The sequence below is a fragment of the Nocardia sp. NPDC001965 genome, from assembly GCF_053594175.1.
The window spans coordinates 332,913-356,105 of the sequence record NZ_JBSFDZ010000004.1 but is presented as its reverse complement, the minus strand read 5'-3'; the positions used below and the strand labels follow the sequence as shown (position 1 = coordinate 356,105).

The 23,193-nt window shown below is 68.9% G+C and carries 23 protein-coding genes; 14 read left to right on the top strand and 9 right to left on the bottom strand.

Going from position 1 to position 23,193, the window contains the following annotated elements:
- The first annotated feature begins 40 nt into the window (after window positions 1-40).
- From ACWCPQ_RS10055 to ACWCPQ_RS10035, 5 genes are all read left to right on the top strand, one after another.
- Window positions 41-1,339 (top strand): ArsA family ATPase, encoded by a 1,299-nt coding sequence (locus ACWCPQ_RS10055; RefSeq protein ID WP_449896777.1) that lies wholly within the window; start codon window positions 41-43, stop codon window positions 1,337-1,339.
- Window positions 1,336-1,827, top strand: a complete 492-nt coding sequence (locus ACWCPQ_RS10050; protein WP_449896775.1) for a hypothetical protein — start codon at window positions 1,336-1,338, stop codon at window positions 1,825-1,827. The genes ACWCPQ_RS10055 and ACWCPQ_RS10050 overlap by 4 nt, the downstream gene beginning before the upstream one ends.
- Window positions 1,824-2,798 (top strand): ROK family protein, encoded by a 975-nt coding sequence (locus ACWCPQ_RS10045; protein ID WP_449896773.1) that lies wholly within the window; start codon window positions 1,824-1,826, stop codon window positions 2,796-2,798. The genes ACWCPQ_RS10050 and ACWCPQ_RS10045 overlap by 4 nt, the downstream gene beginning before the upstream one ends.
- Before the next feature lie 209 nt (window positions 2,799-3,007).
- Window positions 3,008-3,733, top strand: coding sequence for a lysophospholipid acyltransferase family protein (locus tag ACWCPQ_RS10040; protein WP_449896771.1), 726 nt, complete (start codon window positions 3,008-3,010; stop codon window positions 3,731-3,733).
- A 24-nt stretch (window positions 3,734-3,757) separates the two neighbouring features.
- The gene (locus tag ACWCPQ_RS10035; protein WP_449896769.1) at window positions 3,758-4,483 is read left to right on the top strand and encodes a phosphoribosylanthranilate isomerase; all 726 of its coding nucleotides are present in this window, start codon (window positions 3,758-3,760) and stop codon (window positions 4,481-4,483) included.
- On the opposite strand, the gene ACWCPQ_RS10030 is transcribed toward ACWCPQ_RS10035, so the two are convergent.
- Both ACWCPQ_RS10030 and ACWCPQ_RS10025 read right to left on the bottom strand, forming a co-directional pair.
- On the bottom strand, window positions 4,371-5,276 hold the full coding sequence (locus tag ACWCPQ_RS10030) for a hypothetical protein (protein WP_449896767.1): 906 nt from the start codon (window positions 5,274-5,276) through the stop codon (window positions 4,371-4,373). The two genes, ACWCPQ_RS10035 and ACWCPQ_RS10030, sit on opposite strands and share 113 nt — an antisense overlap.
- On the bottom strand, window positions 5,273-6,586 hold the full coding sequence (locus ACWCPQ_RS10025) for a hypothetical protein (RefSeq protein ID WP_449896765.1): 1,314 nt from the start codon (window positions 6,584-6,586) through the stop codon (window positions 5,273-5,275). The genes ACWCPQ_RS10030 and ACWCPQ_RS10025 overlap by 4 nt, the downstream gene beginning before the upstream one ends.
- Window positions 6,587-6,754: 168 nt before the next feature.
- On the opposite strand from ACWCPQ_RS10025, the gene ACWCPQ_RS10020 reads away from it, so the two are divergent.
- Window positions 6,755-7,516 (top strand): sporulation protein, encoded by a 762-nt coding sequence (locus ACWCPQ_RS10020; RefSeq protein ID WP_449896763.1) that lies wholly within the window; start codon window positions 6,755-6,757, stop codon window positions 7,514-7,516.
- A gap of 245 nt (window positions 7,517-7,761) precedes the next feature.
- Window positions 7,762-9,039 (top strand): FAD-binding oxidoreductase, encoded by a 1,278-nt coding sequence (locus ACWCPQ_RS10015; RefSeq protein WP_449896761.1) that lies wholly within the window; start codon window positions 7,762-7,764, stop codon window positions 9,037-9,039.
- Between the two features lie 637 nt (window positions 9,040-9,676).
- Here ACWCPQ_RS10015 and ACWCPQ_RS10010 read toward each other — a convergent pair.
- On the bottom strand, window positions 9,677-10,093 hold the full coding sequence (locus ACWCPQ_RS10010; protein ID WP_039823681.1) for a cytochrome c oxidase subunit 4: 417 nt from the start codon (window positions 10,091-10,093) through the stop codon (window positions 9,677-9,679).
- Between the two features lie 12 nt (window positions 10,094-10,105).
- On the bottom strand, window positions 10,106-11,092 hold the full coding sequence (ctaC, locus tag ACWCPQ_RS10005) for an aa3-type cytochrome oxidase subunit II (protein WP_449896829.1): 987 nt from the start codon (window positions 11,090-11,092) through the stop codon (window positions 10,106-10,108).
- A gap of 443 nt (window positions 11,093-11,535) precedes the next feature.
- Between ctaC and asnB the strand changes: the two genes are divergently transcribed.
- The gene (gene asnB, locus ACWCPQ_RS10000) at window positions 11,536-13,479 is read left to right on the top strand and encodes an asparagine synthase (glutamine-hydrolyzing) (protein ID WP_449896759.1); all 1,944 of its coding nucleotides are present in this window, start codon (window positions 11,536-11,538) and stop codon (window positions 13,477-13,479) included.
- A gap of 85 nt (window positions 13,480-13,564) precedes the next feature.
- Here asnB and ACWCPQ_RS09995 read toward each other — a convergent pair whose 3' ends face one another.
- Window positions 13,565-14,539, bottom strand: a complete 975-nt coding sequence (locus ACWCPQ_RS09995; RefSeq protein WP_449896757.1) for a carbohydrate kinase family protein — start codon at window positions 14,537-14,539, stop codon at window positions 13,565-13,567.
- 181 nt (window positions 14,540-14,720) lie between these two features.
- Window positions 14,721-15,077, bottom strand: coding sequence for a HesB/IscA family protein (locus tag ACWCPQ_RS09990; protein WP_449896755.1), 357 nt, complete (start codon window positions 15,075-15,077; stop codon window positions 14,721-14,723).
- 242 nt (window positions 15,078-15,319) lie between these two features.
- Here ACWCPQ_RS09990 and ACWCPQ_RS09985 point away from each other — a divergent pair, with 242 nt between their 5' ends.
- The 6 genes from ACWCPQ_RS09985 to ACWCPQ_RS09960 all read left to right on the top strand — a co-directional run bounded on the left by ACWCPQ_RS09985 (window position 15,320) and on the right by ACWCPQ_RS09960 (window position 20,112).
- The gene (locus ACWCPQ_RS09985; protein ID WP_449896753.1) at window positions 15,320-16,000 is read left to right on the top strand and encodes a DUF3043 domain-containing protein; all 681 of its coding nucleotides are present in this window, start codon (window positions 15,320-15,322) and stop codon (window positions 15,998-16,000) included.
- A 7-nt stretch (window positions 16,001-16,007) separates the two neighbouring features.
- Complete coding sequence (locus ACWCPQ_RS09980) at window positions 16,008-16,550, top strand: bifunctional adenosylcobinamide kinase/adenosylcobinamide-phosphate guanylyltransferase (RefSeq protein ID WP_449896751.1); 543 nt, start codon at window positions 16,008-16,010, stop codon at window positions 16,548-16,550.
- 71 nt (window positions 16,551-16,621) lie between these two features.
- Complete coding sequence (locus ACWCPQ_RS09975) at window positions 16,622-17,254, top strand: maleylpyruvate isomerase family mycothiol-dependent enzyme (protein ID WP_449896827.1); 633 nt, start codon at window positions 16,622-16,624, stop codon at window positions 17,252-17,254.
- Window positions 17,255-17,443: 189 nt separating this feature from the next.
- Complete coding sequence (cobT, locus tag ACWCPQ_RS09970; protein WP_449896749.1) at window positions 17,444-18,514, top strand: nicotinate-nucleotide--dimethylbenzimidazole phosphoribosyltransferase; 1,071 nt, start codon at window positions 17,444-17,446, stop codon at window positions 18,512-18,514.
- Between the two features lie 25 nt (window positions 18,515-18,539).
- Window positions 18,540-19,289 carry an adenosylcobinamide-GDP ribazoletransferase gene (locus ACWCPQ_RS09965; protein WP_449896825.1) on the top strand — a complete coding sequence of 250 codons (750 nt, stop codon included), beginning with the start codon at window positions 18,540-18,542 and terminating at the stop codon, window positions 19,287-19,289.
- A gap of 109 nt (window positions 19,290-19,398) precedes the next feature.
- Window positions 19,399-20,112, top strand: coding sequence for an MBL fold metallo-hydrolase (locus ACWCPQ_RS09960; protein ID WP_449896747.1), 714 nt, complete (start codon window positions 19,399-19,401; stop codon window positions 20,110-20,112).
- Window positions 20,113-20,174: 62 nt separating this feature from the next.
- On the opposite strand, the gene ACWCPQ_RS09955 is transcribed toward ACWCPQ_RS09960, so the two are convergent.
- The 3 genes from ACWCPQ_RS09955 to ACWCPQ_RS09945 form a co-directional block, all read right to left on the bottom strand.
- The gene (locus tag ACWCPQ_RS09955; RefSeq protein ID WP_449896745.1) at window positions 20,175-21,275 is read right to left on the bottom strand and encodes a branched-chain amino acid aminotransferase; all 1,101 of its coding nucleotides are present in this window, start codon (window positions 21,273-21,275) and stop codon (window positions 20,175-20,177) included.
- A 93-nt stretch (window positions 21,276-21,368) separates the two neighbouring features.
- Entirely contained in the window at window positions 21,369-22,463 is a 1,095-nt protein-coding gene (gcvT, locus tag ACWCPQ_RS09950; RefSeq protein ID WP_449896743.1) for a glycine cleavage system aminomethyltransferase GcvT, read from the bottom strand.
- Window positions 22,464-22,540: 77 nt separating this feature from the next.
- Complete coding sequence (locus ACWCPQ_RS09945; RefSeq protein ID WP_449896741.1) at window positions 22,541-23,152, bottom strand: GNAT family N-acetyltransferase; 612 nt, start codon at window positions 23,150-23,152, stop codon at window positions 22,541-22,543.
- Window positions 23,153-23,193: the final 41 nt, after the last annotated feature.

Here is a 23,193-nt window from a genome sequence, read left to right as displayed (position 1 = left end):
CCGGCCCGCTCGCGGTGCCCGGTCGCGCACGCGGGTCGAATTGTTCGTCGGCAAGGGTGGTGTCGGGAAGACGACGCTGGCGTGCGCGCGGGCCATGAGTTGCGCGCGGGACGGGCAGCGAATCCTGGTGGCGTCGCTGGATCAGGCGCATTCGCTGGGCGACGCGCTCGGATTCCGGTTCGCGCACGACGCGGGTACCGTCCCCGGGATAACCCAGGTGGTCCCGGGCCTGGAAGTCATCGAACTCGATTCGCTCGCGCTGCTCGAGGAACGTTTCGGCACCCTCACCGACCTGCTGCGCGCCGATCCGGGGCATGAACACGGGATCGATCCGGCTGCCCTCGATCCGGCGGAACTCACCGGTCTGCCGGGAGTTCAGGAACTGCTCATGCTGGTGGAGATCGCCCAGTACGCGGCCGACGGCGAATGGGACGCGATCGTCCTGGACTGCCCGCCGACCGCGGATATGCTGCGCATCCTCACCATCCCCGAGACGGTGCTCGGATACCTGGACCGGATCTGGCCGCCGCATCACCGGATGATGAGTTCGGTCGGCACCGATATCCGCCGGGCGGTCCTGGCGGCGACGGTGCAGCGGATCGTCACCGCGGTCACCGAGGTCCGGGATCTGCTCGCCGACCGGGACCGCACCGGCGCCCGGCTCGTCACGCTGGCAGAGCGGGTGGCGGTGGCCGAATCCGCGCGAGTGCGCTCGGCGACCGCGTTGCTCGGTCTGCGGCTGGACGCGGTCGTGGTGAACAAGGTGCTGGCGCCGGTACCGCCACCGGACCCGGACCCGCAGCATCCGGCTGTGCGCTGGTATCTGAACCGCCGCGCCGAACAGTGGGATGTGATCACCGGGTTGCAGCGATCGATGCCCGAGGTCCCGGTGCTCGTCGCGAGCCATACCGGCGCCGAACCGGTGGGTATCGGCCCGCTGGCCGCCCTGTCGTGTGTGGTCGCGGAGGACAGTGGAAATCCCGAAAGCGAGCCCGACCCCGTTCGGCTCGACACCGGCGACGCCGTACGCGACGATCCGGGTCGGGCACCGCCGCCGGGCGGAGCCACCGACACCGGTACCGCCGGCCCCGCGGTACGGCTGGAATCGGGCGCGGGGCTGCAATCGGTGTACGCGATGCGTATCCACCTGCCGGTGGTCGATCCGGCGACTCTGCGGCTGGGACGAGTGGAGGACGATTTGATCGTGGGAGCGGACGGTGTCCGCCGTCGGCTGCGCCTGGCGCCCGTACTACGCCGCTGCACTGTCAGCACCGCCGAACTGGACAACGGGTACCTCGTGATCCGTTTCCGACCCGACCCGCAGGAGTGGCCGAAGTGACCGGACCCCGCTACCGCCAGCCCGAGGGCATCGCCGAATTCGCCGAGGAACTGCGGTTGCTCGCCGAGGCCGTGCTGGAACGCGTCGAACCGGTGCTCCGCGACGCCGCGGCCGAGGGGCAGCCGGAGTGGAACAACTGCACCTGGTGCCCGGTGTGCGCGGCGGCGGCGCTGGTCCGCGGGGAGCATCACGAAGTGCTGGCCACCGTGGCAGCGCACGGCACCGCCATCGTCACGGTGCTCCGTGAAGCCCTCGCGGGGGTACCGGTCGACCCGGTCGGAGCACACCGGCACGGGCCGGAATCCACCGCCGGGCACGAACATCCCCGCCCCGGTGCCGCCGGTGACGAACAGGGCCCCGGCGGCACCGCCGCCGGGCCGGCGCCGGCGGGCACCGAGTCCGGGCCCGGCGGGAGCCTGCCCGCCGACCGATCCGCATCGACCGGGCGATCCCGCTACGTCGGCATACCCGTGAACATCGAACAGTGACCGCCGCCGGCTCCGGGATCCCGTTGACCGTCGGTATCGATATCGGCGGCACCAATATCCGCGCTTCGGTGGTCGACGGCACCGGTGAGGTCCTCGATACGGTTCAGTATCCGACACCCCATTCGGCGGCGGCGCTGGAATCCGCGCTCGACCGCGCGGTCCGCGAACTCGCCGACCGGCACGCTATCGACGCCGTCGGGCTGGCCGTCGCCGGTTTCATCTCGCGCGACCGCACCACCGTGCGGTTCGCCCCGCATCTGCCCTGGCGGGACGCGCCGGTCGCGAAACGGCTCACCGAACGCCTCGGGTTACCGGTTCTGCTCGAACACGATGCCAACGCGGCGATGTGGGCCGAATACCGGTTCGGCGCCGCCGCGGGCGGCCACAATGTGGTGCTGATCGCGATCGGTACCGGTATCGGCGCCGCCCTGCTGCTCGACGGGGAACTGTATCGGGGCACCCACGGCGTGGCTCCCGAGCTCGGGCATCTCCAGGTGGTCCCGCAGGGCCGCGACTGTGGGTGCGGGAAACGCGGTTGCTGGGAGCGGTACTGCAGTGGGACGGCCCTCGCCGAGACCGCGATCGAACTGCTGGCCACCGAATCCGCTACCTCGCCCCTGGCCCGCGAGATCGTCGCCGACCCGGGTGCCCTCACCGGGCGCCGCGTCGCCGATGCCGCGCACGACGGCGACCGGCTCGCCGTCCGCGTCATGGCCGATTTCGCCGGCTGGCTCGGCCTCGGATTGGCCTTCGTCGGCGATATCTTCGACCCCGATCTGGTGGTCATCGCGGGCGGGGTGAGCAGTTCGGCACCGCTGTTCCTGGACGAGGCCCGCGAGGAGTACGCGAAAGCGGTCACCGGGCACGGGCACCGCCCGCTGGCGCGAATCCGGACCACGCAACTCGGCGAGGCGGCGGGGATGATCGGCGCCGCCGAGCTCGCCCGCACCGCGCTCATCGGCGGGCGCTGAGGTCACGATCGCGTACCGGCACGCGGCATCCGAATTGCCCGAAATGCCGTCGCATCACGTTCACGCGGCCGAAACGCACTGGTGAAGTGCCGGGCCGATGGTGTGAGTGACATTGTTCGCGGGGCTTGGATGTGATCTGTGACCGGCGGTAGAGTCGGCTTGCAGAGGCATTCCCCGAATTCCATCCCGGTTCCCGGAGTAAGGACGTCATGTTCTACTGGCTGCTTAAGTTTGTGCTGCTGGGTCCGTTCATCCACCTGTACAACCGGCCCGAGGTGGAGGGCGCGGAAAACATTCCGGCCGACGGTCCGGCGATCATGGCGGGGAACCATCTCTCGTTCGCCGACTGGCTTTTCGCGCCACTGTCGAGTCCGCGGCGGATCAACTATCTGGCCAAGGCCGAATACTTCAACACCCCGGGCTTCAAGGGCCGGTTCCAGAAGTTCTTCTTCAGTGCCTCGGGCCAGTACCCCATCGACCGCGGCGGCGCCGACGCGGCCGAGGACGCGCTCATCGCGGCCCGCAAGCTGCTGGACGAAGGTCGGCTCGTGGGTCTGTATCCGGAGGGCACCCGTTCCCCCGACGGCCGGCTGTACAAGGGCAAGACGGGTATGGCCCGCCTCGCGCTGGAGACCGGCGTTCCGGTGATCCCGGTCGCGGTGATCGGCACCGATGAAGTGAGCCCGCCCGGGCCGTTCCGGTGGCGGCGGCGCAAGGTCACCGTGAAGTTCGGTAAGCCGATCGATTTCTCCCGCTACGAGGGTATGGGCGGCAACCGCTTCGTCGAGCGCGCGGTCACCGACGAGGTCATGTACGAGCTGATGCGGATGTCGGGTCAGGAGTACGTCGACGTCTACGCCGCGAGCCTCAAGAAGGACGTGCCTTCGGGCCCCTCTTCCCATCTGCCGCGCATCCCGGAGACCGCCGCGAGCTGAGCTCGGACGCGTAGCATGGACAGAATGACGGTTCGCGCCAAGATCTGCGGTATCCGGTCCCGATCGGACCTGGAGACGGTGGTGACCGCCGGTGCGGATGCCGTCGGATTCATCTGCGGGACAACCCATTACAGCGAAGACGCCTTGACACCCGAGTCGGCCGCGGAATTGTCCGCGGCCACTCCGTCGTTCGTGAACAGGGTGCTGGTGACCCATCTCGAGGAGGCCGGCGCCATCCTCGAGATGGCCGACCGGGTCGGTGTGGACACCATCCAGGTCCACGGCCTGGTCGATCGCCCGACGCTGCGGGCCGTGCACGCCGCGGCACACGGCCGCACGATCGTACGCGCGGTTCATGTGACCGGAGCCGACGCGGTGGCCCGTGCCCGGGACATCGCGGCGGACTGCGATGCGGTACTGCTGGATTCTCGTACCGCCGACCGGCTGGGTGGTACCGGCCGTACCCACGACTGGTCGGTCAGCGCCCGAATCGTCGGCGAACTGGCCCGGATGGGGCGGCCGGTGATCCTGGCCGGCGGGTTGACCGCCGACAATGTGGAGCACGCGATCGACGCCGTCCATCCGTTCGGGGTGGATGTGAACAGCGGGGTCGAAACCGAGACCGGTGACAAGGATTTCACGGCGTGCCAGGGGTTCGTGAAGACGGCGCACGAAAGCGATCGGGGCCGCCCAGTTCCAGTCCCACCGCGCCGAGTACCAGAGCTCCAGCGAGCAGGGTCGCGGCGCTGATATCGGATCCGACCACCACGGCCCCCGTCACGGTCGCCACCACCGCCTCGTTGAGGCCCACCAGTCCCGCCAGCACTTCGTCGAGATCGCGTAGCGCCAGCCAATAGCAGGCGAATCCCGGCCCCAGCAGCAGCGCCCCGATCGCCGCGAGGGCGGTCGTCTGCCCGAGGCTCGGCCCGTCGCCGGTGAGCAGCGCGAATCCGAGCAGCGGAGCACCCAGCACCGATGCCGTGAGCAACTGCAGTCCGGCCGCGGACCCGCTGGGACGGTCCGCCGATTCGCGCACCACCAGCGTGATCAACCCGGCCACACAGGCGGCGCTGGCGACCGCGAGCGCACAGCCCGCCAGAGCCGGACCGAGCGCGGTATCGGTGGACTGATGCGAGGCCACCAGCCAGATCGCCACCCCGACAGCCGTCAGTTCCGCCGTGACGGCGACGGTGACCGCGCGCCGGCCCCGGACGATCTGGGTGATGATCATCAGGACGGGTGCGGTCAGATGCAGCGCCACCACCACCGGTAGCGGGCCGATGTGCAGCGCGGCGACATAGCAGACCAGATTCAGCACCTCGAGCACTCCGAGCCACAGGAACAGCCCCGGCGAGCGCCGGAAGTCCCGCCACGGGTCCGTCCCGCGCATTACGGCGAACGCCAGCAGCGCCACCGCACCCCCCGCGGCGACCGGGGCGGCCGCGAAGCCCCGGGCACCGACCCCGGCGATACCGGCGCTGGAAGCTCCCCACAGGCTGGTCGCCAGGATCAGCAGCGCCAGACCGCGGCCGCTGCTCTTCACGACAGCAGGAAGGTCACGACGGGCAGGATGACGGCGGTGAACGCCGCGAACACCGCCGCCGCGGTCCGCGCCTTGGGCACCGAGGGCAGCCGCGTCGCGATCCCGGTATAGGTGCCCAGTGCCACGAAGAACGTGCCCCACACGACCAGCGACCGACTGACCACGACGCCGAGATCGTCGGCGAACAGTACGGCCAGCAGGGCGATGGTGAGACCGGCGGGCAGCGCGGCGGCCAGGGTCATCGCACCGGCGTAGCTGTTCATCAGCACGACGCTTCCGCGGTAGCCCACCACTTCCTGAGCGTCGCGGGGGTGGACGCCCTGCTCCCGGCAGATCATGTCGAAAACGGTGGCGGGGTTGACCCGTTCGTTCACCATGCGGCGGACCGCGGTCATGGCCTCCAGCCCTTGCACCGTCGCGTAGGAGGTCACAAAACCTTCGGTGGAGGTGCGGAACCCACCACGCGATGCCGACAGCTCCTGCGTCTCCTGCAGTTCGAGCAGTTCCACCAGGCCGCGGCGCACCCCGGGATCGAATACCGCGCGCGCGTCGGCGGTGACCACCGCGCACACCGCCAGATGCAGGCTCAGATGCCGCCACGTATCGGCCGTATCGCCACGCCGGAACGGCTCCTCCTCCACCCGCGCCTCGCCCCGCCGCAGACCGTCCAGCATCCGTGCCACGGTCGTGGCGCGGACCCGTTCGACCCGCTTACCGCCCACGGCAGCGACTTCCGGCCGGGACAGCAGCAGCGCGGCGTGCGCACAGGCATACATCGGCTGGATCCGCGGATCGTCGTCCCGGAGCAGCGAAACCACCAGCGACGTGCCCTGCACCAGTGCCCGGGCGGCGACTTCGTCGGCGACGGCCAGATCCGCCAATGCGTGCAGCGCGGCCGTGGTAGCCGTGAGCGAAACGGGGCCGACCGGCCCGGAGAGCCGCCAGCCCCGGGTCTCCGGGTCCCGTTTCGCATGCAGTTCACGCAGGCATCCCACCACCGCGGGGTCGGTGGGCCCGGCGCCCAGACAGTTCAGCGCCCGCAACCGCCAGGACAGGTCGATCGGTGACCGGAACTCCCATGCCCCGCTCTCGGTGTCCACGACATCGCGGCGAACCAGCGCACGAACTTCGTCGGCCCGGGGCACCGGCCGACCGGCCGCGGTGAGCGCGACCACCGCCTCGGCGGTGTTCTGCGGATTCGGCGGAACATCGGAGACCCAGCCCCAGCCGGCTCCGCCGTGGCGGTCGCCGAGTTGGCTGCGGTGCAGCCAGTCCACGGCCCATCCGATCCGCCGATCGATATTGGACACGTCGACCTCCCTCCCATCCTCGGGGGCCGTATTCCACAGGCGTTCAAGGACTTCGAACAACCCTACCGGGCGGACAGGGCACGGACGGACGTTTACGTCTACGCTGTTGATCCGATGAACCCCGGGGCGGCGGGCGACAACGCGGGTGGGGTCGGAGGGAGATATCGGATGTTCAAGACCTTGCTGGGCGCGCTGGGTGCGCATACGGCCGAGGTGGAGACGGAGTTGTTCACCCCCGGCGTGCAGCCCGGCCAACCGGTGCGCGGGGTGATCCGGATGCGCTGTCACGACCGGCCGGTCCGGGTGAAAGGCGTGGCGGCGGAGCTGATCACCCGGGCCGAACGCGAATACGACGAGAACGAGAGCCTGGTGGATATGGCGTTCGCCCGTCAACCGGTGTTCGGCCCGTTCGAACTGCTGCCCGGGTATCCGCTGGAGGGGCAGTTCGAACTCGCGACACCCTGGGAGACACCGATCACCTTCTACAACGGCCGGCATCTGCACGGTACGGCCGTTGCCGTACGTACCCGGGTCGACGTGGACGGCGGATTCGACGCCACCGATACCGATCCCATCGGTGTGGGCGCGCTTCCGGCACAGCATGTCGTGCTGGCGGCGGTGGAGGCCTGGGGCTTCGGCTTGAGACACGCCGATGTGGAGGCGGGCCGGGTGGATCGGATCCCGCATTCCCTGCCGTTCTTCCAGGAGATCGAATTCGGCCCGTCACCGCGCTATCCCACCCTGAACCAGCTCGAAGTGACCTTCCTGGCCGATCAGCACGGTATGCACGTCGTCATCGAAGCCGACAAGCGCGCCGCGCTGTTCGCCCCCGGCCGCGATGTGCTGGATACGATCCGGGTCGATTTCGCCACCTTCGAGCAGGTGGATTGGGTCACCGAGATCGGCCGGCGGCTGCAGGTACTCGGCTGACGCGCACACCGCGCGCCGCGAGGCGACCGCGGGCCGCAGGTCTCGCGGTACCCCTGGATCGACGAGGTGATCGCATGCGCCGCCGAACGCCACCCGCGGGCCGGAAGTCGTTCGCCGCCCGATGACCGAAAGCGCAGCTCCCGGCCCATAACAGCCCGGGGTCCGGGGCCTGGTCCTGCTGCCCGACAGCACGACGCCAACACTGGTATCGCCAGGGCCGCCGAGCTGTGGTTAGCTTTCGTGCCATGAGCACGCCGCACATTGTCTTCCCCGCCGAGTACCTGCCTCGCGACACAGCGGATGTCGTTCGCACCGTACGGAATTCCCGGGACCGTTCCAGGCCGCTCACCGTCCACGGCGGCGATCCCGCCACCGACGGGCTCACTCTGCCGGATCAGCAGACCGTGGTTTCGCTACGCCGAATGAACGCGATCGTCGACCTGAATCTCGGGCGGCGCACCGTCCGGGTACAGGCCGGAGCGCGCCTCTCCGATATCGACAGGCGGCTGGCCGCGCACGGCCTCGGTCTACCCGTGATCGGCGATCACCGGGATATCACCGCGGGTGGTTTCGCCTCGGTCGGCGGTGTGAGTACGGCCTCGCACCGGCACGGGCTCTTCATCGATCAGATCGTGGACCTCGAGTACGTCGATCCCGACGGGCGGATCGGGACCTGCGGGCGCGCCCACCACACCGAGCGGTTCCATCGCATCCTCGGCGCCGGCGGCCGAGCGGGAATCATCACCGCGCTCACCCTCGACACCGTGCAGGTCGACAAGGACAACACCTGGCTGTCCACCGATTCGCGCCGCTTCCTCGATTTCGACAGTTTCGTCGACTACGCCTACGCCGAGGTCAGCCGCCCGCGAGATGCCGTACTCCAGGTGGGCCGCTGGGTGGACACCGCCCCGCTCAAGATGTCCAGGCCGGTGGGCGCGGGCCAGGTGCAGCTGGGCACCGTCCGGTTCGGGCAGTGGTCCAGCCTCTACCCCACCGCACCCACCCGGTCTCTGCGCGCTCGCCGCGAGGTCGGCAGCCGGGCCCGTAAATCCCTGGGCGCCATCGCCTCCGCAACGCCCGGCAAGGCGGGTATGCCGGTCCGTAACGCCGCCGCGGGTGCGGTGATGTTCACACCCAAGGTGCTGACCCTGCGCGACGCCGAATACCTCGCCGATACGGTCATCAGCTCCTCGGAACGCGGCCCGGCCTACCGGGTGGGTATCTTCGCGCCGCTGTCCAACTACACCTCGGTGTTCTACCGGCTGCACGATCTGTTCAACGGACACCGGGAACGCACCGGCTGCTTCACCGTCATCTCCGCCATGACCTACGGGGTGCGCTCGGCACATCTGCGCGCCGAATCCGCCGCCCACAACCTCCCCGCCGCCGACCACGGCCTGATCACCTTCACCTGCCGGCTCCGCCCCAACGCCCTGCCGTCGGAACAACTGCGCGATATCGTCACCGGCATCGAAGAGATCTGCCGTTCGGAAAACAGCATGCGCTACGAATCGCTGTGTTGATCTGCCCCGGTTGATCTGCCCCGCCTCCGGCGGGGCGGGTCGGGGCCCGCCCCGACCACCGAGGTGGACGATCCGGAGTAGGTGAGGGTGGTGGGGCCGGATGTGGTCGTCGCTTTCGCTCCGCTGTGTTCTGTCGCTGGTTCCCTACGCTCCGAAGTCTGTGGAACCGGGGCTTTACTCGGACTATGGATCCGGCCGCTCGGGGGACAGAAAGCTGAACGGTCCGTTCCTGAACCCGGCTCTTCGGTCGGGCGCTCTGGCCCTGTGCTCGCTCTGAAACCGTGGAGCACGGGCGAGCCCGGCCGTGAAGTGGCGATGTCCGGAAAACATACGAGAGTGCAGCGTGGAGTGCCTCGAAAGCCCGGCAGCCACACAGCGCGCTCCGGCGCCCGATGGATCGGCCTACTCACGGGCTGTGACCGGCGCACACCTCAGAACGTGATCGGCTCGAACTCGAGGTGGAGTCCGTCGCAGGAACTCGGCAACATCCGGTCCCGAACATCGAAACCCCCCGCAGCCGGTAGACAGCGGGGGTTTCTCTCGTTCGTGGGCCGATTCGCCCCTTCGCGGTCGATCACCCTGACAGTCGGGGTCACGAGGGCCCCGACCCCGCGGCGCCGGAGGCGCCGCCGACAACTCAGTGCTTTTCCGGGCCCAGGTAGTACTCGAAGACCAGGCCGCCGGCGGCGGTCAGGACCAGGATCACGCCGAGGGCGAGCAGCCACGGCTCGAAGAAGGCGAAGCCCAGGGCGGTCACCGAGGCGGCGCCGGCCAGCAGGATGGGCCAGAAGCTTCCGGGTGAGAAGAAGCCCAGGTCTCCGGCGCCGTCGACGATCTCGGCGTCCTCGTAGTCCTCGGGCCGCAGGTCCAGCCGGCGAGCCACGAAGCGGAAGTAGGTGCCGATGATCAGCGACAGTCCGGCGGTCAGCACGATGGCCGTGGTGCCGGCCCATTCGATGCCGGTCCGCGATTGGGCGGTGAAGAAGCCATAGATGACGCCCACGAGAATGAAGAACACCGTGAGCAGCTCGAACAGCCGCGCTTCGATCCTCATCTGAGTCAGTCCTTACTTGTTCTCGGTGGTGTCGGTTTTGACCGTGCGATCGGTGTTGAACGGCTGGGTCGAGGTGGCCACCGGCGACTCGCCGATGGACTCGAGCGCGGCCGCGTTGGTCATACCCGATTCACGCGCCTGGATGTAGCGCTGGAACTTGTCCGGCGAGACCGCCCGGACCTCGAAGTTCATCATCGAGTGGAAGGTGCCGCACATTTCCGCGCAACGGCCGACGAAGGCGCCTTCCCGGTCGATCTCGCTGATCTGGAAGACGTTGTCGGAGTTGTTCTCCTTGGGGTTCGGCATGACGTCCCGCTTGAACAGGAACTCCGGAACCCAGAACGCGTGGATGACGTCCGCTGCGGCGAGCTGGAACTCGATCACCTTGCCGGTGGGGAGCACCAGAACGGGGACCTCGGTGCTGCTGCCGATCGTCTCGATCTTGTTGTAGTGCAGGAACGACAGGATGTCGTTCTCGGGACGGCCGTGCACCGGGCCGGGCTGCGGATGGCCCTCTTCGTTGGTGCGGTCGGCGTATTCCTTCAGCTGCTGCTGGTTGGCGTCCTCACGAACGGTGTCGACACCGTCGTAGGTGAAACCGTTCTTCAGGTCCACATCGCGGTAGCCGAACTTCCAGTTCCACTGGAAGGCGGTCACATCGACGACCACATCCGGGTTGTCGACCTTCTCGTGCACGTAGTTCTGCACGACCACGGTGAAGTAGAACAGCACCGCGATGATGACGAACGGAATCGCGGTGTAGGTCAGTTCGAGCGGCACGTTGTAGCCGGTCTGCCGGGGGAACTCCGGCGAGTTCTTCTTCTTGCGGTGGAAGACCACCGTCCAGAAGGTCAGACCCCAGACCAGCACACCCATGATGAGGGCGGCGACCACCGACCAGGTCCACAGTTCCCGCATCCGGTGCGCCTGCGGGGTGACACCCGAGGGCCAGCCGAACCGCAACCACACATTGTCGATCGAGCAGCCGGAAACGAGCATGGTGGTGATCCCGAGGGATACCGCCAGCCCGGCCCGCCGCAGGACACGACCCCGCCGCCGGGCAGGCCGTGCCCCGATCTCGTCGCTCGCCTTGTGCGCCACGCTCAACGCCTTCCTGGTCGCCACACATTCCGACATCGCATCCCCGTGGCGGGACCCGCCGCCGGGGATACTGATAAACAGCACGTTCGGGCTACCCGAGCAGCTCCGCGCACCGCGCGGCACCACCCGGAACAGTCCGAGTACTACGCAGCGTAGACCAAACACGCGCCCGGTACGCCGTCGGGTCGGCTTCGACACTCCGTTCGGTGGCGGACCGGCCGAGCGGAGGTGTATCGCACGGGGAATCCGGACGTGCGGCATACTCGGACACTAGATTTCGCCCGCCGCGCCGGCTCGCCCGGTGCGGATCCCCGACCAGTGGAAACGAGGTTAGCGCCGCAGTGTGTGGACTGCTCGGATTTCTGACGTCCGATACGGCTGCGCCGGAAACGGTGGAGCGGGTGTACGACGCCCTGCACTGTGTGCGGCACCGTGGCCCGGACGAGCGCGGCACCTGGCACGACGACCAGCTGATCTTCGGCTTCAATCGGCTCTCGATCATCGATATCGAGCATTCGCACCAGCCGCTGCGCTGGGGTCCGGCCGATGACCGGGAGCGCTATGCGCTGACCTTCAACGGGGAGATCTACAACTACCTGGAGTTGCGCGAGGAACTGGCCCGTGAGCACGCGGCCGAGTTCGGTGACGACCCCATGTTCGGCACCGAAGGCGACGGTGAGGCCATCGTCGCGGCATTCCACTACTGGGGGCCCGCGGCGGTCCGGCGACTGCGCGGGATGTTCGCGTTCGCGATCTGGGACACCCGCACCGGGGAACTGTTCCTCGCCCGCGACCCGTTCGGCATCAAGCCGTTGTTCCTGGCCACCGGCCCGGGCGGTACCGCGTTCGGCAGCGAGAAGAAGAGCCTGCTGGCGCTGCTGCCCGATCTGGGTCTCGACGAATCGCTCGACCACCGGGCCCTGGAGCACTACACCGTGCTGCAGTACGTGCCCGAGCCCGAAACCCTGCACGCCGGTATCCGGCGGCTGGAATCGGGCAGCTACGCGGTGGTGCGGCCCGGGGCCGCGCCGGAGATCAGCCGCTATTTCGTGCCCGGATTCGGCGTGCGGCCGTTCGCCGGCGGGTCCGAACAGGCGCGCTACCGGGAGATCGCCGCGGCGCTCGAGGATTCGGTCGCCAAACATATGCGTGCCGATGTCACCGTCGGCTCGTTCCTGTCCGGCGGTATCGACTCCACCGCCATCGCGGCGCTGGCCATGCGGCACAACCCGAAGCTGATCACCTTCACCACCGGGTTCGAGCGCGAGGGCTATTCCGAGGTCGATGTGGCCGCGGAGAGTGCCGCCGCGATCGGGGCCCGGCATATCGTCAAGGTCGTCTCCCCCGCCGAGTTCGCGGCCGCCATCCCGGAAATCGTCTGGTACCTCGACGACCCGGTGGCCGATCCGGCGCTGGTACCGCTGTATTTCGTCGCGAAAGAGGCCCGTAAGCACGTCAAGGTCGTGCTCTCCGGTGAAGGTGCCGACGAACTGTTCGGCGGTTACACCATCTACCGCGAGCCGCTGTCGCTCGCGCCGTTCGAGAAGCTGCCCCGCGGGGTGCGCCGACTGGCCGGCAAGGTCTCCGAGCTGATCCCGGACGGCACCCGCGGCAAGAGCCTGCTGCACCGCGGCTCGCTCACTCTCGAACAGCGCTATTACGGGAACGCCCGCAGTTTCAGCGATGCGCAGTTGCGGTCGGTGTTGCGCGAATTCCGCCCGGAGTGGACCCATCAGGACGTCACCGCGCCGATCTACGCACAGTCGGCGGGCTGGGATCCGGTGGCGCAAATGCAGCATCTGGACCTGTTCACCTGGTTGCGCGGCGACATCCTGGTGAAGGCCGACAAGATGACCATGGCGAATTCACTGGAACTGCGGGTGCCGTTCCTGGACTCCGAGGTCTTCCGGGTGGCCGAGCAGATCCCGCTCGATCAGAAGATCACCAAGGAAACCACCAAGTACGCGCTCCGGCAGGCCCTCGAGGGCATCGTGCCGGGTCATGTGCTGCATCGCGCCAAGCTCGGGTTCCCGGTACCGCTGCGCCACTGGTTGCGGGGTACCGAACTCTACGACTGGGCTCGGCAGCAGATCGCCGAATCGCAGACCGATCACCTGCTGGACAAGGCGGCGGTAACCGCCATGCTCGACGCGCACCGGGCCGGGGATTCCGATCACAGCCGCCGGCTGTGGACGCTGCTGGTGTTCATGATCTGGCACGGGATCTTCGTGGAGGAGCGCATCAAACCGGAGATCGCCGAACCCACCTACCCGGTGCAGGTCTAGTCGGCTCCGATCGCCGGACGACAGCGAAAGGTCCCACTCACGACGGTGAGTGGGACCTTTCGCTGTCGGGAACCGGAGCAGCCGGTTATCGGCGCAGCAGCGGTTCGATCTCGGTGGCCGCCTCGGCGCCGTACGCTTCACCGAGCCGCTTGAGGGCGGCATCGGCGTCGAGGGTCCATTCCTGGGTGCCCACCGTCTCGAGGACGAGTACCGCGATGAGTGAACCCAGCTGGGCCGCGCGCTCGAGATTCAGGCCCGCGGTGTGCGCGGTCAGGAAACCGGCCCGGAAGGCGTCACCGACGCCCGTCGGATCGACTTTGGCGTTCTCGGGGACCGCCTCGACCCGCACCTCGGTGCCGTCGGTATCGACCACCAGGACACCGTCCTTGCCGAGAGTGGTGACCCGGATACCCACCCGGGTCGCGATCTCGTCCTCGGTGAGGCCGGTCTTCTGCTTGAGCAGGCCCAACTCGTACTCGTTGGTGAACAGGTAGGTGCTGCCCTCGATCAACTGGACGGCCTGATCGCCGTCCAGGCGGGCCAGCTGCTGGGACGGGTCGGCCGCGAACGGAATACCCAGTTCACGGCATTCCGCGGTTTGGCGCAGCATCGCCTCGGGATCGTTGGCACCGACCAGGACGAGGTCGAGTGTGCGCTCCTCGGCGAGGGCGGTGAGCGAGATATCGCCGGCTTCACTCATCGCACCGGGGTAGAACGAGGCGATCTGGGCCATATCCTCGTCGGTGGTGCAGACGAATCGGGCGGTGTGGGCGGATTCGGACACCCGTACCACCGAGCAGTCCACGCCGTGGGACTCCAGCCACTGCCGGTACTCGTCGAAATCACGGCCCACGGCACCGATCAGCAGCGGCGACTGCCCGAGAAGGCCCATGGCGTAGGCGATGTTCCCCGCGACGCCGCCGCGCCGGATTACGAGATCGTCGACGAGGAAACTCAGCGAGACATGCTCGAGCTGATCGGGCAGCAGTACATCGGCGAAACGGCCGGAGAAACGCATGAGGTGGTCGGTCGCGATGGACGCGGATACAGCAATGGACACGTAGGTGGGCCCCTTCGGAATCAGCGCGAACAAGAAAGTGAACGGAGCTTTGCCCCCGGTTCACCGTATCAATTCGCCGGGGCTACGACTACGTGTCGTAACCGGCCTCGTGACAAGTCGATCGTCACATGACCCGGTATCCATGAGTGCCGGGCCGGCGCTGTCACCGGCCCGGGAGCACTCAGTTGAACGAATCGCCGCAGGCGCAGGAGCCGGTGGCGTTCGGGTTGTCGATGGTGAAGCCCTGCTTCTCGATCGTGTCGACGAAGTCGATCGCGGCGCCCTGTACATACGGCGCGCTCATCCGGTCGACAGCCAGTTTGACGCCGCCGAATTCGACGACCAGATCACCGTCGAGGGAGCGATCGTCGAAGAAGAGCTGGTAACGCAGACCCGCGCAGCCGCCCGGCTGCACCGCGATCCGCAGCGCGAGGTCGTCCCGGCCTTCCTGATCGAGCAGCGCCTTGGCCTTGCCCGCGGCAGCATCGGTCAGCTTCACACCGTGGGTGGTGGTGGCGGTGTCGTTCTGCACACTCATGAACTCTCCTATGGACAGCGTGGTCGGTCCGTGAACAGCGCACGGTTCCGGGTGGTCCAACACCCTCGGACGGGCTGCTATTCCCTATCTTGCCATCTCCGGGGGCCGCGGCCACACCACCGTGTCGCATCCGGCGCCGGGACCGGGTGAGCGGGACCACGACCGGCGCGGCGGGTGATCGGCCACACCCCGGCCACCGCCCCGTTCACCGCCGGGCCGGGTGACCGATTAGCCTGGTTACCGTGAAGTTGTTCCGACGCGGTGAACCCAGCGGTACCGACGCGCCCGCCGAAGGCTCGCGGGCCGCGACCGCCACCGCGAGCGCCGCCGAGGCCGAGGTGACCCAGGCCAAGGCCGCGCCCACGGCCGGTAAGGGCCGGCCCACTCCGAGCCGGCGCGACGCCGAGGGCAGGCGTCGTGGCCCGGTCGCGCCACCTCCCATGACCGCGAAGGAAGCGCGCGCCCGCCGCAAGGAAACCCGCGGCAGCAAAGAGGACCGCAAGTCCGCCGCCGCCGAACGCCGCGCCGCCGCGCAGGACCGCCGCGCCCGGATGCTGGCAGGTGAGGACAAGTATCTGCTCCCCCGCGACCAGGGCCCGGTGCGCGCATTCGTCCGCGATATCGTCGACGGCCGACGCAACCTGGTCGGGCTTTTCATGCCGATGGCCCTGCTGTTGATCCTGTCCATGTTCGCGGCTCCGGCCTGGCAATCGATCATCACGCTGGCGATGCTGGTCATGATGGTCTTCATGGTGGCCGAGGGTTTCCTGCTGGGCCGGATCGTCAACCGCCGGGTCCGCGAGCGTTTCCCGAAATCCACCGATACCGGGTTCCGCCTCGGCTGGTACGCCTTCGTCCGTGCTTCGCAGCTGCGCAAGATGCGCGCGCCGAAGCCGCGGGTGACCCCCGGCGACGCGATCTGACCCACGGGTGTCCCCGCCCGTCTCGACCCCTCGACAACGCACCCTCGTACTCGGGGGCGCGCGTTCGGGTAAATCCGCGTTCGCCGAATCGCTCGTCGCCGGTGGCGCAGTCCGCTATCTGGCCACCGCGATCGTCGATCCCGCGGATACCGATTTCGCCGACCGGATCGCCGCGCACCGGGCGCGCCGCCCGGCGCACTGGACCGTGGTGGATGCCGCTGATCCGGCGGCCGAGCTGGGTAGCGCTCACCCCGGCGCCACCCTGGTCGACGATATCGGTACCTGGCTGACCGGACGGCTGGACGCTCGCGGCGCCTGGGACTGCCCGCGCGGCACCATTGCCGCGGATACCGATGTTCTCGTCGACGCGGTGGCCGGGTATCGGGGCCGACTCGTGATCGTCTCCCCCGAGGTCGGTCTGGGCGTGATCCCGGCCACCCGGTCGGGCCGTCTGTTCCGGGACGAGATCGGCGCGCTCAATCAACGGCTCGCCGGAATCTGCGACGAGGCGTTTCTGCTGGTGGCCGGTCTGCCCATGCGCCTGAAATAGGCGGCGCGCCATCGGCGGCGCGGAGCGCCGACCTTGTCGGGGCCGGATGCTTGAATCGGGCTGTGCAGACCATGTCGCGCGCCGAAATCTGGGCGTCGATCCATCGCGAACGGGCCGCGCTGGCCGACGAACTCGCCACCCTCACCCCGCAGCAGTGGGCGGCGCCGTCCCTGTGCGGCCGGTGGTCGGTGGAGGAGGTCGTCGCTCATCTCACCGCCGCGGCGAGTATCGGGCGGGCGCGCTGGATCCGCAGCATGCTCGGCGCCCGCTTCGATGCCGACCTGCACAATCAGCGGCGGATGCGTGAGTTCCGGGGTGCCGATCCGGCCGAAACGCTCGCGCGTTTCCGGGCCGCGGTCCCGAACACCGTCGCACCGTCCGGCCATACCCCGGCCTGGCTCGGTGAGGTCGTGGTGCACGGCACCGATATCCGGGTAGCGCTCGGATCGACCGGCACGCCCGCCGGTCCGGCGGTGACCGAGGTCGCCCGTTTCTTCGCGGCACGCGATTTCACGGTCGCCGGTCGTACTGCCACCGCGGGCCTGCGCTTACGGGCCACCGACGGCCCGTTCACCGTCGGTTCCGGGCCGGAGGTCGAAGGCACCACTCTCGCGCTGGTCATGGCGATTGCGGGACGTACCCGCTTCTGCGCCGAACTCACCGGCCCGGGCGTGGCGATCCTGCGCGATCGAACGGGTGCCTGATCCGGGAACCCGCCGTGTACCGCCTCTCGTGACCGGGCCGGGCCGGGCGCCTCGTGGCGAGCGGTACGCGCCGGGCAATATTGTCCGGAAGGTGGAACACCGCATTGTCCGGAAGGTGGTACTCGGCCACCGGGAGCGATCCCGCGCGGCCCGGCCCCCGCGACAGCACCCGATCGGAAGGCTCGAACAGTGACAGAGGGATTCGCACCCGTTGCCCCGCCGGATGCAGACGCCCGCGCGGCCGCCGAACAGCGGCAGGCGTCGCTCACCAAACCGCCGGGTTCGCTGGGGCGGCTCGAAGAACTGGGCAACTGGGTGGCCGCCTGCCAGGGGACGTGCCCGCCGAAACAGTTCGAACAGGCGCGGGTGGTGGTGTTCGCCGGTGACCATGGGGTGGCGCGGCACGGCGTATCGGCGTTTCCCAGCGAGGTCACACCGCAGATGGTCGCCAATTTCCGGGCGGGCGGCGCCGCCGTGAATGCGCTGGCCGGTATCGCAGGGGCCACCGTCCGGGTGGTGGATATCGCGGTGGACGCCGATACCGATCCGTCCGTGAGCACCCATAAGGTGCGCCGATCCAGCGGGGCGATCGACCGCGAGGACGCACTGACGGCGGAGGAGGTCGCCGCCGCGCTGGCCGCCGGAGCGGCGATCGCCGACGAGGAGATCGACAGCGGGGCCGATCTGCTGGTGGCCGGGGATATGGGGATCGGCAACACCACCCCCGCGACCGTACTGGTCGCGACCCTCACCGGGATCGAACCGGTCCGGGCGGTCGGCCGCGGCACCGGCGTCGACGACCATGGCTGGATGCGCAAGGTGGCCGCCGTCCGGGACGCCATGTGGCGGGTCCGCCCGGTCGCCCGCGACGGCGTCGAACTGCTGCGCGTCGCCGGTGGTGCCGATATCGCCGCCATGACCGGCTTCCTGGCCCGTGCCGCCGCCCGGCGCACCCCGGTACTGCTCGACGGACTGATCGTCACCGCGGCCGCGCTGGTCGCCGAGGATCTGGCGGCGGGTGCGGTGAACTGGTGGGTGGCCGCACACCGCTCCACCGAACCCGCGCATACCGAGGCCCTGACCAAACTGCGGCTCACTCCGGTGCTCGAATTGGATATGCGGCTCGGTGAGGGGTCGGGTGCGCTCACCGCACTGCCGGTCCTGCGGGCCGCGGTCGCGGCGCTCGCGGAGATGGCGACCTTCGCCGACGCGGGTGTCAGCACGGCCACCGAAACCGCCACTGTCGACCTCCACAAGTGAGCGGCCCGATGAGACCGCAGCGATGATGTCTGCGCTTCGTCTCACCTTCTCCTGGCTCACCGTGCTGCCGGTCCGCGGCCCGAGCGAGGTGGACCGCCGCGCGGCCGGGCGTGCCGTCGCGCTGGCCCCGGTGGTGGGGGCGGTCCTCGGTGTCGCTGCCGCGATGGTGCTCTGGATCCTGCATCCCGCGGGCGTCGCGGCCGGGTACGTCACGGTCGCGGTGCTGGCACTGCTGACCCGGGGTATGCACCTGGACGGTCTGGCCGATACTTTCGACGGGCTCGGGGTCTACGGGTCGCCCGAACGTGCGCGTGCGGTGATGAAGAGCGGTGGGGCGGGGCCCTTCGGAGTGGCCGCGATCGTCGCCGCCGCCGGCGTCCAGGCCGGCGCGTTCACCGCGCTGGCGGGCACGGGCCACTGGGCGGCGGTCGTCACGGCGGTGGGGCTCGGGCGCGTGGCCGTGGTCGCGGCCTGCCGCCGCGGCATCGAACCCGCCCCGGATACCTGGTTCGGCGCGATGGTCGCCGGGACCCAGTCCCGCCCCGTCGTACTCGGCTGGGTCGCGGCGGCCGTGGTGGTGTCGGCCGGGGCGGTACCGGAGCTGCCGTGGGCCGGCCCGCTGATCACGCTGGTGGTGCTGGCCGCGGCAGTTCGCCTGGCCGATCACGGTGTCCGCCGGATCGGCGGACTCTCCGGCGACCTGCTCGGCGCGGCAGTCGAACTCACCACCGCACTGGCCGCAGTGGGGTTCGCGGTCGCCGCCAACACTGTCTGAGTCGGAAACCTCGGTCCGGTCCACAAAACCCGCACCTGCTGATGTCACCTGACCTCGAGATTGCGAACGCAGCGTCTCACCGAACCGGTGCTCCCCATAAGGTGGAGCTATGTCAGCCGAGCGCCTCTACTTCCGTCAACTTCTGGCAGGCCGGGATTTCGCCGTGGGCGATCCGATCGCCACGCAGATGCGCAATTTCGCCTATCTGGTCGGTGACCGGGACACCGGCGAATGTGTCGTCGTCGATCCGGCCTACGCCGCCGGCGATCTGGCCGATATCGCCGAGAGCGACGGACTGAAACTGTCCGGGGTACTGGTCACCCACCATCACCCGGACCATATCGGCGGCAGCATGTTGGGGTTCACCCTGCGTGGTGTCCGGGAACTGCTCGAACAGACCACCGTCCCGGTGCACGTGAACGATCAGGAAAAGACCTGGGTCGCCGAGGTCACCGGTATCGCCCCGAGCGAGCTCACCGGCCACGGACACGGCGACAAGCTGAGTGTCGGCGCCTTCGAGGTCGAGTTCTTACACACCCCGGGCCACACCCCCGGCAGCCAGTGCTTCCTGGTCGACGACAAGCTCATCGCCGGCGACACCCTGTTCATCGACGGTTGCGGGCGTACCGATTTCCCCGGCGGTGACTCCGACACCATGTTCCGCAGCCTGCGCTACCTGGCGGATATGCCGATCAACCCGGAGGTCTACCCCGGGCACTGGTACTCCCCGGATCCGCACGCCGCGCTGGACACGATCCGCGACAACAACTATGTGCTGCGCCCGCGATCGCTGGGTGAATGGCACGCCCTCATGCCGGGCTGATCACTACCCCGGGCACCGGGCCCCGGGCTCGGTGCCCGGGCGTCCCCGGTTCGCCGAACCGCTCAGAGCACCCGCATCCACTGGTGCACATCGGCGAAGGTACCGCGCTGGATACCGGTGAGCGTGTCCCGCAGCGCCATGGTCACCTCGCCGGGCTCCCCACCGCCGACGGCGAATTCACCGTCGGGCCCGCACACCGAGCCGACGGGCGTGATCACGGCCGCGGTACCGCAGGCGAAGACCTCGGTGATCTCACCGGATTCCGCGCCGGCACGCCACTCCTCGACCGAGATCTTGCGCTCGGTCACCGGATAGCCGGAGTCGGCGGCCAGGGTCAGCAGCGAATCCCGGGTGATACCCGGCAGCAGCGACCCGGACAGTTCCGGGGTCACCAGCCGGGCATCGGATCCCGACCCATAGACGAAGAACAGATTGTTCGTACCCATTTCCTCGACATAGCGACGTTCGACCGCGTCCAGCCACACCACCTGATCGCAACCCTTGGCGGTCGCCTCGGCCTGCGCGAGCAGCGAGGCCGCGTAGTTACCGGCAACCTTGGCCTCACCGGTACCACCGGGCGCGGCCCGCACGTACTCGGTCGACAGCCACACCCGAACCGGTTTCACACCGCGCGGGAAATAGGCGCCGGCCGGGGAGCCCAGCAGCAGGTACTTGTAGGCCGAGGCCGGTTTGACCCCGAGCCCCGATTCGGTGGCGAACATGAAGGGACGCAGGTACAGCGACTCCTCGCCACCGGCCGCGGGAACCCAGTCCGAGTCGACTTCGAGCAGCTGGCGCACCGATTCGATGAACAGTTCCTCGGGGAGTTCGGCCATCGCCATCCGGCGCGCGGACCGGCGGAACCGGGCCGCGTTCGCGTCGATCCGGAAACAGGCGATCTGCCCGTCCGGCTGCCGGTACGCCTTGAGCCCTTCGAAGATGGCCTGGCCGTAGTGGAACACCATGGTGGCCGGGTCCAGGGTGAGCGCACCGTAGGGTTCGACGACCGCGTTGGTCCAGCCGTCGGCCTCGGTGTAATCGATGGTGACCATATGGTCGGTGAAATAGCGGCCGAATCCCGGGGCCGACAGAATCTCCTGTACCCGCTGCGCCGGGGTGGGCGCAGGATGAGGGATACGGGCGAACTGTGCAGCAGCGGTCATGACCAGCAGTCTATGTCCTGGGTCGTGCGCCGGACCCGCGGTGGTCCGTTCCGCGCCGCCCGCCCGGTCGCCACCCGGCCGGGCCCGGCCGTCTCAGTTGGTGTGTGCCTCGACGAACGGGGGCCGTACCACCGTGCAGCGCAACGACCGCCCGCGCACGTTCACCGCGACCTCGGTACCGGCCTGCACCGCCGGATCCAGCAGCGCCAGCGCGATCCCGAGCTGCCGGGTCGGTGAGAAGGTGCCGGAAGTGGTGACCCCGACCTTCGCACCGTCGACCAGCACATCCTGGCCCTCACGCGGGATACCGCGGTCGAGCGCCTCCAGACCGAGCAGGGTCCGGCGCGGACCCGCGGCTCGTTCGGCCTCGAGCGCGGCCTTGCCCCAGAATTCCGGCTTGGCCCAGCCCACCGCCCACGAGGCACGGGCCTGTACCGGCGTGATCTCGGCCGACAGCTCGTGTCCGTGCAGTGGATAGCCCATCTCGGTGCGGAGCGTATCGCGGGCGCCGAGGCCGGCGACCTCGCCGCCGACCGCCCGCACCTGGTCCACCAGCGCCCGGAAGAGCGCCTCGGCGCCGTCCCAGCGCGGCAGCAGTTCGTAACCGTGCTCCCCGGTGTAGCCGGTCCGGCACACCCGCACCGGCTGTCCCGACCATTCGGCGTCCGCGAACGCCATATAGGACAGGTCGTCGGGCAGGCCGAGCGCCGTGAGCACCTCCGCCGATCGTGGTCCTTGAACAGCGAAGACGCCGTATTCGCGGTGTTCCCCGGTGACCGTGATCGACTGCGGCGCGGCCGCCGCCAGTTTCTCGACCACCGCGGCGGTATTGGCCGCGTTCGGGACCAGGAAGATCTCGTCGTCGCGGACGAAGTAGGTGATGAGGTCGTCGATCACCCCGCCGTCGGCGGTGCAGCACAGGGTGTACTGCGCACGGCCGGGCCCGATCCGGCCCAGGTCGTTGGTCAGCGCGGAGTTCACGAATTCGGCCGCGCCGGGGCCGCGGACGGTCGCCTTCCCCAGGTGACTGACATCGAACAGCCCCACCGTCTGCCGGACCGCGGTGTGCTCGGCGACGGTCCCCGCGTACGAGACCGGCATCTCCCAGCCGCCGAACGGTGCGAATTTCGCCCCGAGTTCGACGTGTACTCCGTGGACAGGGCCCTGCTGCAGCTCGGCGTCGTTCACCCGGCGAGCTTATCCCGGCGGCGGGGAGGATCGGTCGCCCACCGCCGCGACACCTGTCACCGGCCCCGACGGTGCGCTCAGGCCTCGAACCACATGGGGATCAACGTCGGACCGTCCCCCGGCAACGTGTGGGTCGCACCGGTACGGACGAAACCCTGGCGCGTGTACAGCCGTGACGAACGTTCGGTGCTCGCCTCCAGGTACGCCGGGAGTCCGGCCGCACTGAACTGCCGGGTCCGTTCGGTGAGGATCGCGGCGCCCGCGCCCCGGCCCCGGAACTCGGGCACCGTGATGATCAGTTCCAGGTAGCTGTGCGGGAATCGCCGGGGATGCTCACGGGCCAGCAGTTCGGTCACGTAGGCCGACCGCTCCAGGGGGCGCAGTTCCGGTGCCCGGTCCGCATGCGACCGGGCGGTCGCGGCGTCGGCGATCAGCCGGTCGGCCGAGCTGAGCCGCTGCCAGATCGAGATCGCCCAGATCTCGTCGTCCCCACCGGCGACCCAGATCTCGTCGTCGCGCAGGCCGCGGTCGATGATCTGCGGAACCCACTCGTCGAGGAACTGATCCATCGGATAGTCCCGCATGATCCACTCGGTGACCGCCTCGTCCGGAGTCGCCTCCCGGAACGCTTTCGTCAACGGTTCGAGATCGCTCGCCCCGGCCCGCCGTACGGTCAGTTCCGTTCCCATACCGCCTCCTGTGAATGGTGTTCCTGATAGCGAACTTATGC